This is a genomic window from Comamonas composti DSM 21721 (assembly GCF_000429845.1).
Lineage (GTDB): Bacteria > Pseudomonadota > Gammaproteobacteria > Burkholderiales > Burkholderiaceae_C > Comamonas > Comamonas composti.
The window spans coordinates 189,708-202,559 of record NZ_KE386972.1; the positions used below are offsets into that span (position 1 = coordinate 189,708).

The 12,852-nt window shown below is 68.3% G+C and carries 8 protein-coding genes; all 8 read left to right on the forward strand.

The window, feature by feature from the left end:
* Window positions 1-13 precede the first annotated feature (13 nt).
* A complete protein-coding gene (locus G486_RS0119520) occupies window positions 14-496 on the forward strand; it encodes an Lrp/AsnC family transcriptional regulator (protein WP_027017049.1) in 483 nt (160 codons plus the stop codon).
* Window positions 497-598: 102 nt separating this feature from the next.
* Window positions 599-2,359: an MFS transporter gene (locus G486_RS0119525; protein WP_051303684.1), complete on the forward strand. Its 1,761-nt coding sequence runs from the start codon at window positions 599-601 to the stop codon at window positions 2,357-2,359.
* A 288-nt stretch (window positions 2,360-2,647) separates the two neighbouring features.
* Entirely contained in the window at window positions 2,648-3,958 is a 1,311-nt protein-coding gene (locus G486_RS0119530) for an MFS transporter (RefSeq protein WP_027017051.1), read from the forward strand.
* Between the two features lie 7 nt (window positions 3,959-3,965).
* The gene (gene nirB / locus G486_RS0119535; RefSeq protein WP_027017052.1) at window positions 3,966-6,497 is read left to right on the forward strand and encodes a nitrite reductase large subunit NirB; all 2,532 of its coding nucleotides are present in this window, start codon (window positions 3,966-3,968) and stop codon (window positions 6,495-6,497) included.
* Between the two features lie 46 nt (window positions 6,498-6,543).
* On the forward strand, window positions 6,544-6,879 hold the full coding sequence (gene nirD, locus G486_RS0119540; RefSeq protein ID WP_027017053.1) for a nitrite reductase small subunit NirD: 336 nt from the start codon (window positions 6,544-6,546) through the stop codon (window positions 6,877-6,879).
* Complete coding sequence (locus G486_RS22895; RefSeq protein WP_051303685.1) at window positions 6,876-8,108, forward strand: NAD(P)/FAD-dependent oxidoreductase; 1,233 nt, start codon at window positions 6,876-6,878, stop codon at window positions 8,106-8,108. Before nirD ends, G486_RS22895 begins: the two co-directional genes overlap by 4 nt.
* A 10-nt stretch (window positions 8,109-8,118) precedes the next feature.
* Window positions 8,119-10,875 carry a nitrate reductase gene (locus tag G486_RS0119550; protein WP_027017054.1) on the forward strand — a complete coding sequence of 919 codons (2,757 nt, stop codon included), beginning with the start codon at window positions 8,119-8,121 and terminating at the stop codon, window positions 10,873-10,875.
* 293 nt (window positions 10,876-11,168) lie between these two features.
* Window positions 11,169-12,803: an ABC transporter substrate-binding protein gene (locus G486_RS22900; RefSeq protein ID WP_051303686.1), complete on the forward strand. Its 1,635-nt coding sequence runs from the start codon at window positions 11,169-11,171 to the stop codon at window positions 12,801-12,803.
* Window positions 12,804-12,852 lie beyond the last annotated feature (49 nt).

Consider the following 12,852-nt stretch of genomic DNA (forward strand, 5'->3'; position numbering starts at 1 on the left):
AAAGCAGGTATTAATGAATACTTTAGACAAGTTCGATATTGCCATCCTGGGTCTGTTGCAAGCCAATGCCCGGCTGACCAATGCCGAGCTGGCCCAGCGCGTAGGTCTGTCGGCAGCTCCTTGCTGGCGCCGTGTTCGCGCGCTGGAAAGAGCCGGCTTCATACGCGGCTATCACGCCGAGATCGATCGCCACAAGATCGGCCTGGGCGTGCTGGCCTTTGTACGCCTCGATGCGGTGCGCACCGTGGGCGCGCTGACGCTGGAGATGGAGGAGGCGATCCGCAAGCTGCCCGAGGTGGTCTCCTGCCACTACATCAGCGGCACGGGCACCTTCGAGCTGCAGGTCGTGGCCCGCGATCTGGAGAGTTTTGCCCTTTTTGCGCGCACCACCTTGCTCAACCTGCCCAACGTCAAGGACATACAGACCAGTTTTTCGCTGGGCGAGATCAAGTCCAGCCACGCCCTGCCCCTGACCCATCTGGGCCAGGACTTCTGATCCGCGGCGCCGCTGCCGCCCCGGACCCAAGGCCCGGGGCCGTCTGCGGACACAGCCGGCAAGCATGGCGCCGAGCCGCGTTTGCCCCGAGAATCGGTCCACATGGCCGAAGAACAACGCTCCCCAGATCCCACCACCCCACCTGCCTCTTCCGTGACCCCGCCCGGCGATGGTTCTGCGCCGGCGGCAGCGCCGGCCGGCATGCTGCTGGAGGACCCTGCGGGCATGAGCGAGGCCGAGCGCATCGGCGCTGCAGCCCAGGGGCGCGAGGCCGCCAAGGCCTCGCAGGCCGTATGGGCGCCGCTGTCCGGCTCCACCTTCCGCATGCTGTGGCTGATCTGGATGGCGGCCAACACCTGCATGTGGATGAACGATGTGGCCGCGGCCTGGCTCATGACCTCGCTGACCACCTCCCCCGTGCTCGTGGCCCTGGTGCAGTCGGCCTCGACCCTGCCCGTGTTCCTGCTGGGCCTGCCCAGCGGGGCCCTGGCCGACATTCTCGACAGGCGCCGCTATTTCATCGTCACCCAGTTCTGGGTTGCAGCCGTGGCCCTGGTGCTGTGCCTGGTCGTGCTCTCGGGCCGCATGACGGCTCAGTGGCTGCTGGTGCTGACCTTTGCCAACGGCATCGGCCTGGCCATGCGCTGGCCCGTGTTCTCGGCCCTGATTCCCGAGCTGGTCTCCAGGCAGCACCTGCCTTCGGCCATGGCGCTCAATGCCGTGGCCATGAATGCCTCGCGCATCATCGGCCCCCTGGTTGCCGGGGCCATCATCGCCAGCCTGGGCAGTGCCTGGGTGTTCGTGCTCAATGCCTCGCTGTCCATCATCTCGGGCTTTGTGCTGATCCGCTGGAAGCGCAAGCACAACGAAAACCCGCTGGGCCGCGAACGCCTGCCCAGCGCCATGCGCGTGGGCCTGCAGTTCGTCAAGGAGTCACCGCGCATGCACGCGGTGCTGGCGCGCACGGTGAGCTTTTTTCTGCAGACCACGGCCGTCATGGCCTTGCTGCCCTTGATCGCCCAGCGCCTGCACGGCCCGGCCGAGGACGGCAGCGGCGCCAACACCTTCACGCTGCTGCTGGCCTCCATGGGCGCGGGCGCCATCGTGGGCGCCATGTTCCTGCCGCGCCTGCGCCAGGCCTTTGCCAAGGAGCAACTGGTGCGCTGGGGCACGGCCGTGCAGGCGCTGGCCACGCTGGGCGTGGCCGTGGCACCCGACCTCTATGTGGCCGTGCCCGCGCTCATGCTTGCCGGCATGGCCTTGATCAGCACCGCCAACACCCTGGGCGTTTCGGCACAGATGGCCTTGCCCAACTGGGTGCGTGCACGCGGCATGTCGGTCTACCAGATGTCCATCATGGGCGGCACGGCCGCAGGCGCCGCGCTCTGGGGCCAGATCGCGAGCCTGAGCAGCGTGCGCACCAGCCTGGTGGTGGCCGCCTTCAGCGGCGTGGCCTGCATGCTGCTCGTGCAAAAGCTGGTGCGCGACCGCCAGATCGAGGAGGACCTGAGCCCCTCCAAGGCCTTCAAGCGCCCCGAGGCCAGCATTGAGCCCGAGGCCGGCCGCGTGGTCGTGACCATCGAATACCAGATCGATCCGGCCCAGGCCCCGGCATTCCGCGCCCTCATGCAGGAGAGCCGGCGCAGCCGCATGCGCCAGGGCGCGCTGTCCTGGCATCTGCTGCACAGCATGAGCCACCCCGAGCGCTATGTGGAGCAGATCGTGGACGAGTCCTGGACCGAGCACCTGCGCCGCTTCGACCGCGTCACCGCCGACGACGTGGCGCTGCGCGACAAGAAGCTCGCCTACCACAAGGGCAAGGAGCCGCCGCGCGTCACGCGCTACTTCTCAGACTCCATATAAATACAAGAGCTGTTAGCGCTTGCCCCTCAACGATTTCAGGCATGAATCCATCTGAAATCGTTATCTAGCAAGCGCTGGCAGCTCTTGTTTTAGATAACTACTCGGCAGCCTGCACCAGGCTTGCGCCCGGGCTGCACCACAAACGCTCCTGCCGCTGCCTGCGCGCGCCGGCCGATCGCGCCCCCGCCTTGCTGCGCCTTGATGCGCGCGGCTGGCATGCCTCTTGCAATGAACCGCCCAAGGCCGATCCCGCACCGTGCGGACGGCCCTTCAACCCGAGGGCGCTCCATGACAGGCAAAGCCACCCGCATCGATTTGTTCAGCCTGGCCACGCCGCAGATGCGGGCCTTTCACCTGACCTGGCTGGCCTTCTTCGTCTGCTTTTTCGCCTGGTTCGCCTGCGCGCCGCTCATGCCCGTGCTCAAGGGCGAGTTTGGCCTGAGCAGCGCGCAGATCGCCAACATCAATATCGCGGCCGTGGCCGTGACCATTCTCGTGCGCCTCATCGTGGGCCCGCTGTGCGACCGCCTGGGGCCGCGCAAGACCTATTGCGGGCTGCTGGTGCTGGGCGCAATCCCCGTGCTGGGCGTGGCCCTGGCCCAGAGCTACGAGGCCTTTCTGTTCTTTCGCCTGGCCATAGGCGCGATTGGCGCAAGCTTTGTGATCACCCAGTACCACAGCTCGATGATGTTTGCGCCGAATGTGGTGGGCACGGCCAACGCGACCACGGCCGGCTGGGGCAATGCAGGCGCGGGCGTGGCCCAGGCCGGCATGCCGCTGCTGCTCACGGCCATGCTCATGCTGGGTGTCAGCCAGAGCCTGGGCTGGCGCCTGGCCATGCTGGTGCCGGGTCTGGCCATGCTCGTCGTGGCCTGGCTCTACTGGCGCTACACCCAGGATTGCCCCGAAGGCAACTTCTCCGATCTGCGCGCCGCGGGCCAGGGCCCCGAAGGCAGCAAGGGCGGCTGGAGCAGCTTTGCGAGCGCGGCACGCAACTACCGCGTCTGGCTGCTGTTCATCACCTACGGCGCCTGCTTTGGCGTGGAGCTGTTCATCCACAACATGGCCGCCATCTACTACGTGGAGCGCTTCGGCCTGTCCCTGGCCTCGGCCGGCATGGCCGCCGCAAGCTTCGGCCTGCTGGCCCTGTTTGCTCGCGCGCTGGGCGGCATGGCCTCGGACCGCCTGGCACGCCGCCGCGGGCTGGACGGGCGCACGCTTTTGCTGTGCGGGCTGATGCTGGGCGAGGGCCTGGGCCTGCTGGGCTTTGCACGCGCCGACAGCACGGCCCTGGCCCTGCTGGCCATGCTGGGCTTCGGCCTGTTCACCCACATGGCCTGCGGCGCCACCTATGCGCTCGTGCCCTTCATAGACCGGCGCGCCCTGGGCGGCGTGGCCGCCATCATCGGCGCGGGCGGCAATGTGGGCGCCGTGGCTGCAGGCTTTTTGATGAAGGGCCTGGGCGATATGCAGCACACGCTCACGCTGCTGGGCGTGCTGGTCGCGATCTCGGCCCTGTGCGCGCTGGCCGTGCGCTTTTCCGCCGAGCACAAGGCCAGCGAGCAGGCCTTGTACGACAACAGTTTGGCAGGGGCTTGAAATGGCAATGAAGATCCTCGTCATAGGCCACGGCATGGTGGGCCACAAGTTTCTGCAAAGCCTGGAACAAGGCGGCGTACAGGCCGATGTCACGGTGATCGCCGAGGAACCGCGCCCGGCTTACGACCGCGTGCACCTGTCCGAATTCTTCAGCGGCAAGAGCGCCGAGGACCTGAGCCTGGTCGAGCCCGGCTTCTTCGAGCGCACCGGCCATGCGCTGCTGCTGGGCGACAAGGCCTTGAGCATAGACAGGCGCCAGCGCACGGTGGCCACGGCCTCGGGCCGGGTGCTGCGCTACGACCAGCTGGTGCTGGCCACGGGCTCCAGCCCTTTTGTGCCCGGCGTGCCCGGGCGCGAGCGCGGCTTTTGCTTTGTCTACCGCACCATCGAGGACTTGCAGGCCATGCAGGCCGCGCGCGCCCAATGCCAGAGCGGCGTGGTCGTGGGCGGCGGCCTGCTGGGCCTGGAATGCGCCAAGGCCTTGAAGGACCTGGGCCTGCAAACCCATGTGCTGGAGTTCTCGCCACGCCTCATGGCCGCCCAGATGGATGACGGCGGCGCGCGCATGCTGCGCCAGCGCATAGAGCAGCTGGGCCTGCAGGTGCATGTGGGCCGCAACACCGTGGCAATCACCGATGGTGCCCGCGCGCGCCACCGCCTGCAGTTCGACGACGGCAGCCACCTGGAGGCCGACATGATCGTGTTCTCGGCCGGCATACGCCCGCGTGACGAACTGGCCCGCCAGTGCGCGCTGGCCATAGGCCCGCGCGGCGGCGTGCAGGTGGACGAGCACTGCCGCAGCAGCGATGCCCATGTCTATGCGATTGGCGAATGCGCAAGCTGGCGCGAGCAGGTCTTCGGCCTGGTGGCACCCGGCTATGAGATGGCGCGCGTGGCGGCCCGCCATCTGGGCGGCGATGCGGCCGCCGTGTTCGCCGGCGCCGATTCGAGCACCCGGCTCAAGCTCCTGGGCGTGGAGGTGGCCAGCCTGGGCGATGCCCATGGCCGCACGCCGGGCAGCCGCAGCTGCCAGTACCTGGACGAGGCGCGCCAGGTCTACAAGAAGATCGTGCTCAGCGAAGACGGCAAGCGCCTGCTGGGCGCCGTGCTTGTGGGCGAGGCCGGGGAATACGGCCAGCTGCAGCAGATGCTGCGCGCCGGCCTGGCCCTGCCCGAGCGGCCCGAGTTCCTGATCCTGCCCCAGGCCGAGGGCTCGGCGCGCCCAGGCCTGGGCGTGGACGCCCTGCCCGGCTCGGCCCAGATCTGCTCCTGCAACAACGTCAGCAAGGCCGCGCTGTGCGAGGCCGTGGATGGCGGCGCCCGCGACCTGGCCGCTCTCAGAAAGGCGACCTGCGCGGGCAGCTCCTGCGGCGGCTGCGTGCCCTTGATGACCCAGGTCATGCAGGCGCGCATGAAACAGCAGGGCCTGGCCGTGAACCAGCATCTGTGCGAGCACTTCGCGTACTCGCGCCAGCAACTCTACCACCTGGTGCAGTTGGGCCGCATCCAGAGCTTTGACGCGCTGCTCGCACGCCACGGCCGGGGCCTGGGCTGCGAGATCTGCAAGCCCGTGGCGGCCAGCATCTTCGCGTCCTGCTGGAACGAGTTCGTGCTCCAGCCGCCGCTGGCCGCGCTGCAGGACAGCAACGACTACTACCTGGGCAACATCCAGAAGGACGGCAGCTACTCCGTGGTGCCGCGCATGCCGGCCGGCGAGGTCACGCCCGACGGCCTGATCGCCGTGGGCCAGGTGGCCAAGAAGTACGGGCTCTACACCAAGATCACGGGCGGCCAGCGCGTGGACCTGTTCGGCGCGCGCGTCGAGCAGTTGCCCCTGATCTGGGAGGAGCTCATTGCCGCAGGCTTCGAATCCGGCCATGCCTACGGCAAGTCGCTGCGCACCGTCAAAAGCTGCGTGGGCTCGACCTGGTGCCGCTTTGGCGTGGGCGACTCGGTGGGCTTTGCGATCGCGCTGGAGAACCGCTACAAGGGCTTGCGTGCGCCGCACAAGATCAAGTTCGGCGTCTCGGGCTGCACGCGCGAATGCGCCGAGGCCCAGGGCAAGGACGTGGGCATCATCGCCACCGACAAGGGCTGGAACCTCTACGTCTGCGGCAACGGCGGCATGCAGCCGCGCCATGCCGAGCTGCTGGCCGCCGACCTCGACCAGGCCACGCTGGTCAGGTTCGTGGACCGCTTTCTCATGCTCTACGTGCGCACCGCCGAACGCCTGCAGCGCACCAGCAGCTGGCGCGAGAGCCTGGAAGGTGGCCTGACCTATCTGCAGGATGTGATCGTGCATGACAGCCTGGGCCTGGGCAGCGCGCTCGAAGCCCAGATGCAGTCCATCGTGGACAGCTACCAGGACGAGTGGCAAAGCGCCGTCAGCAACCCCGCCGTGCGCCAACGCTTTCGCAGCTTCGTGAACAGCGACCAGGTCGACGAGCACATCATCTTCGTGGACGAACGCGGCCAGATCAGGCCTGCGCGCGAGGCCGAACGCAAACGCCTGGGCCTCATCCAGAAAACCGCCATGTAGCGCCCGCCCATCAAGCGCCAGCAGCCATCAAGCAAGGAGCACCCTCATGCCGCACACCGAACAGGGCTGGACCGCCGTCTGCGCCGCCAGCGACATCATTCCCGACACCGGCGTCTGCGCGCTGGTGCGCGGCCGGCATGTGGCCGTGTTCCGCGTGGGCCGGTACCGGCTCTATGCGATCTCCAACATCGACCCCAGGAGCGGAGCCAGCGTGCTCGCACGCGGCCTGGTGGGCAGCCTGGGCGAGCGCGTGGTCGTGGCCTCGCCGCTGTACAAGCAGCACTTCGACCTGGCCACGGGCGAGTGCCTGGAGGCGCCCGAGCATTCGGTGGCCGCCTACACGGCCAGGCTGGAAGACGGACAGATCTGGGTGACGGTATGAAACCCAGGCTCGTCGTCATAGGCAACGGCATGGCCGGCATGCGCACCGTGGAGGAGCTGCTGGCCCTGGCGCCCGACCTCTACGAGATCACGGTCCTGGGCCGGGAGCCGCATGGCAACTACAACCGCATCCAGCTGTCGTCGGTGCTGGCCGGCGACAAGCAGCTGCATGACATCATGCTGCACCCGCGCGCCTGGTATGCGCAGCACGGCATCGCGCTGCACCTGGACGACGCCGCCGTACAGATCGACCGGGGCCGCCGCTGCGTGCGCACCCGCAGCGATCATGTGTTCACCTATGACAGGCTGCTGATCGCCACGGGCTCGCGCCCCTTCGTGCTGCCCGTTCCCGGCTGCGATCTGCAGGGCGTGACGGGCTTTCGCGACCATGCCGACGTGCAGGCCATGCAGCAGGCCGCGCGCACGCACAGAAAGGCCGTGGTCATAGGCGGCGGCCTGCTGGGACTGGAAGCGGCCAGCGGCCTTTTGCGCCAGGGCATGCAGGTCACCGTGGTGCATCTGCATGCCGGCCTCATGGAGCGCCAGCTCGACCCCGCAGCCGCCGGCCTGTTGCAAAAAAAACTGGCGGCGGACGGCATGCGCTTTGTGCTGGGCGCGCGCACCGCAGCCCTTCTTGGCGGGCCGCGCGTGCAAGGCCTGCGCTTCGAGGACGGCAGCGAGATCGAGGCCGACCTCGTCGTCATGGCCGCAGGCGTGCACCCCGACATCGGGCTCGCCCGGGACACAGGCCTGTACTGCGAGCGCGCCATCGTCGTCGACGACACGCTGCAGACCTACGACCCGCGCATCTACGCCGTGGGCGAATGCGTGCAGCACCGCCAGGCCACCTTCGGCCTGGTCGCGCCGCTGTGGGAGCAGGCGCGCGTCTGCGCTGCCCATCTCGCGGGGGCCGGCCACAGGCGCTACCAACAGCAGGCCCAGGCCACCCGGCTCAAGGTCAGGAATGTGGACCTGTACGCGGCCGGCGACCTCGCGGCGGCGCAGGGCTGCGACAGCCTGGTGCTCAGCGACCCCGGGCGCGGCATCTACAAGCGCCTGCTGCTGCAGGGCGATCGCCTCGCCGCCGCCGTGCTCTATGGCGATGTGGCCGACGGCCCCTGGTACTTCGACCTCATACAACAGCAGACCCCGGTGGCCGGACTGCGCCAGCGTCTGCTGTTCGGTCAGACCATATGCGCGCCTGCAGACCACGAAGCGCTGGCCGGCTAGGACCTGCACCATGAACGGCACGACCATCCCCCTGCTGCGCGCACCGGCCCCGGTGCGTACCACCTGCCCCTATTGCGGCGTGGGCTGCGGCCTGCTGGCCACGCCGCGCGCCGGCGCCAGCCCGCAACTGGCCGGCGACCCCGAGCACCCCGCGAACGCGGGCCGGCTCTGCGTCAAGGGCGCGGCCCTGGGCGAGACCCTGGGCCTGCAGGGCCGGCTGCTGCGCCCCCGCATGCGCCAACGCCAGCATCAGGACCCGCACCCGCAAGGCGCGCAATCCGGCCCCTGGCTGGACCTGAGCTGGCCCAAGGCGCTGGAGGCCGTGGCCCGGGGCTTTGGCAGCGCCATCGAGCGGCACGGGCCCGATGCCGTGGCCCTTTACCTCTCGGGCCAGCTGCTCACCGAGGACTATTACGTGGCCAACAAGCTCATGAAGGGCTTTATCGGCAGCGCCAACATAGACACCAACTCGCGGCTGTGCATGTCCTCGGCCGTGGCCGGCCACAAGCGCGCCTTCGGCGAAGACCTGGTGCCCGTGGGCTATGCGGACCTGGAGCAGGCCGACCTGGTCGTGCTCGTGGGCTCCAACCTCGCCTGGTGCCACCCCGTGCTGTTCCAGAGGCTGGTGCGCGCCAGGCAGGCCCGCCCGGCGATGAAGCTGGTCGTCATCGACCCCCGGCGCACGGCCACCTGCGAGTTTGCCGACCTGCACCTGCCGATACGGTCCGGCACCGATGTCTGGCTGTTCAACGGCCTGCTCGCCTTTCTCGCGCAGCAGGGCGAGATCGAGCCCGACTTCGTGGCCCGCCACACCCGGGGCCTGGAGCAGGCCCTGGCCGCAGCCCGCGCCGATGCGTGCGACCTCGCGACCGTGGCCCGGACCTGCAGCATCAGCCAGGAAGCGCTGACCACCTTCTACCGCTGGTTCGCGGGCCATGCGCGCTGCGTGAGCGTCTTCTCCCAGGGCGTGAACCAGTCCTCGGCAGGCACGGACAAGGTCAACAGCATCATCAACTGCCACCTGTTCACGGGCCGCATAGGCCGGCCCGGCATGGGGCCGTTCTCGATCACGGGCCAGCCCAATGCCATGGGTGGGCGCGAGGTCGGCGGCCTGGCCAACACCCTGGCCGCGCACCTGGAGCTGGCCAACCCCGCGCACCGCGCCCTGGTGCAGCAGTTCTGGCAGTCGCCGCGCATGGCCGACAGGCCCGGGCTGCAGGCCGTGCAACTGTTCCAGGCCATGGAGGCCGGGCGCATCAAGGCCATCTGGATCATGGGCACCAACCCCGTGGTCAGCCTGCCCGATGCCGACCAGGCGCGGCGTGCGCTCGCGGCCTGCGAGCTGGTCGTGGTCAGCGATGTGATGGCCGCCACCGACACCCTCGCCTACGCGGACATTGCCCTGCCGGCCCTGGCCTGGGGCGAGAAAAGCGGCATGGTGACCAACTCCGAGCGCTGCATCTCGCGCCAGCGTGCCTTTCTGCCCGCACCCGGCGAAGCGCGCGCCGACTGGGACATGCTGGCCGGCGTCGCGCGCCGCATGGGCTTTGCAGGCTTTGACTACACGCATGCCAGCCAGATCTTCGACGAGCATGCACGCCTGTCCGCCTACAGAAACCACCCGGGCCCCGAAGACGGGCAGCAGCGGCGCTGCTTCAACATCGGCGGCCTGGCCGGCATGGATGCCGCAGCCTATGACGCCTTCCAGCCCCGGCACTGGCCTGTGCCGCCGTCCGGGATGGCATCAGCGCCGGGGAGCGGGCAGCTGTTCGGCGACGGCGTCTTCGCCCATGAAGACGGGCGTGCGCGCTTTGTCGCCACGCCGGCACGCGCGCCGGCCCATGCGGCCGATGCGCGCTACCCGTTCATCCTCAATACAGGCCGCGTGCGCGACCAGTGGCACACCATGACGCGCACCGGTCAGGCCCCGACCCTGGCCGAGCACAGCCCCGAGCCTTTTGCGGCCCTGCACCCTCACGACGGCCTGCAGAGCGGCCTGCGCGAAGGCGCACTCGCGCGCCTGCACACGCACTGGGGCGCCATGGTGGCGCGCGTGCGCCTGGATGCAGGCATGGCGCGCGGCACGGTCTTCGTGCCCATCCACTGGAATGCGCAGTTCGCCTCCGATGCGCGCGTGGGCGCCCTGGTCAACCCCGTGACCGACCCGCTCTCGGGCGAGCCCGAGTTCAAGCACACGCCCGTGCGCATCGAGCCCTTCGAGGCCGCCTGGCATGGCTTTGTGCTCATGCGCCAGGCCTGCCGCCCGCCTGCCGAGGCCGACTGGTGGGTGCGCATCCAGGGCCGGGACTTCGAGCGCTGCGAGCTTGCTGGCCTGCGGCCCCTGGCCGAGCCACGCGCCTGGGCACGCCAGTTGCTGGGCGCGCCCGCGCAAGCCGACTGGATCGAGTACCAGGATGCGGGCGCCGGCATCTACCGCGCCGGGCATGTGGAGCAGGGCCGCCTGCAGGCCTGCGTGTTTCTCTCGCCGCGCACCGACCTGCCGCCACGGCGCTGGCTGGGCAGCCTGTTCGCCCAGGAGCGGCTCGGCGACCCGGAGCGCGCCAGCCTCATGCTGGGCCAGCCCCTGCAGGCCCGGGCCGATGCCGGGCCCATCGTCTGCGCCTGCTTCGGCGTGGGCCGCAACACGATTTGCGCCGCCATTGCGGGCCAGGGCCTCAAGACCACGGCCGAGGTCACGGCCTGCCTCAAGGCCGGCGGCAACTGCGGCTCCTGTCTGCCCGAGCTCAAGCACCTGCTCATGGCCTGACGGGTGCCCCGCGCAGTTCCGGGGAGCCCCGGCACGTGCCGGGACGGCTGGACAAGCAAGCCGCAGAAAAATCAAATTGATAGCTGCCAGCGCTTTCCCATCAAGGGCTACAGGCACTTTCTATTGAATTTTGAAGCAGATACGAATGCTTGCCGGTCTTTCCGAGCATGCATATGCAAAAAACGACGTTCCCAAGAAGAAACCGGCTCTGAACAATCCAGACATTCGCACTCTGCCGGGGCCGGCATTTTTCGGCCCCGGCATGGAATCTGTGTTTCTTGTCTGGAGCCCCCATGAAGATTTCCCGTCGCTCGGCCCTGGCGGCTGCGGTCCTGGCAGCCTGGCTGAACCAAGGCAGCGCTCTCGCCCAAAGCGCGCTGCAAAAGCAGCCGGATACGCTGGTCTATCTGCACTCCATAGAGCCCAAGTCGCTCTACCAATGGTGGACCCAGGCCGCCTATCCCAAGCGCCAGATCCTCGACAGCCTGGTCTATCTGGACAGCCAGCTCAAGCTCCACCCCTGGCTGGCCAGGAGCTGGAGCCAGAAGGGCAAGGTCTGGACCTTCGAGCTGCGCGATGACGTGGTCTTCAGCGACGGCAGCAAGCTCGATGCGGCCACCGTGGTCAAGAACGTGGAGTTCTGGAAAAAGCTCACCACCTCGGTGCCCGACTCCTTCATCGAAGGCGCCAGGGCCGTGGGCCCGCACACCGTGGAAGTCCACACCAGCATTGCCCAGCCCTATCTGGCGCAGCTGCTCACCAGCGCCTCGTTCGGCGTGAGTTCGGCCCCCTCGCTGGACCGCGATCTCAAGGAACTGGGCGAGCGGCCCATAGGCAGCGGCCCCTTCGTCCTCAAGGAGTGGAAGCGTGGCGAGGAGTTCGTCTTCGAGCGCAACGACGCCTACCGCTGGGGTCCCGGGGGCACGCATGGCGGGCCGGCCCATCTCAAGACCGTGCACTGGCGCTTTGTGCCCGACGCCAATGCGCGCTGGCTGGCGCTGGAAAAAGGCGAGGCCGATGTGATCTACGACCCGCCAGCGGTCAAATGGAAGCAGGCCCAGGCCAGGTACGCCACCTCGCAGCAGTTCGCGCCGGGGCGCGCGCAATCGCTGTCCTTCAACGTGGAGCAGGGCATCTTCACCGACCAGCGCGTGCGCCAGGCCTTTGCCTATGCAAGCAACCGCCAGCAGATCGTGAGCAGCGTGTTCCGGGGCGCCACGCCCTATGAGGGCAATGGCGCCCTGTCCCGGACCACGCAGGACTATCTGAATCTCGACGACCAGTACCCCCACGATCTGAACAAGGCGATTGCCCTGCTCAAGGCAGCGGGCTATGACCAGGTCAATGCCCAGGGCTACCGCGTGAACAAGGAAGGGCGGCTGCTCCAGGCCGTGCTGCCGCTCTACCCCACGGTCATCAATGCCGAGGGCGTGATCGCCGCGCAGGCGCTGCAGGCCGAGGTCAAGAAGGCCGGCTTCAAGCTGGACACCAGCATGCTCACGCAGACCGAGCTGGCTGCAGGCCGCTACACCAAGGCCGACGAGTACGACATCTACAACGGCTACTGGACCTGGTATGCGCCCACGGTGCTGTCCATCAACTACCGCCCGGCCGGCGACAACAGCAGCACGGCCTCGATCTACGGGCGCCAGCAGATCAACCAGTTCGCCGCCGACAAGGGCCGGCCCAACATCCACAACCGCGTGCGCTCGCAGGACCAGAAGCTGCAGGACGCCATCATCGCGGCCCACGAAACCGCCGACCCCGCCGCCCGCCAGGCCCGGTTTGCGCAGATCCAGCGCCAGATCAGCGACCAGGCCCTGGCCGTGGGCTTTTATGCATCGGCCTACAACATCGTGCAGCAAAAGTACCTCCAAGGCCTGCTGCACAACACGGATGCGCCCTGGTTTTATGAGGTGAGGAAATGAGACACCCCCTGAGTCGCTTCGCGCCTTCCCCCTCTCTCTTCGGGAGGGG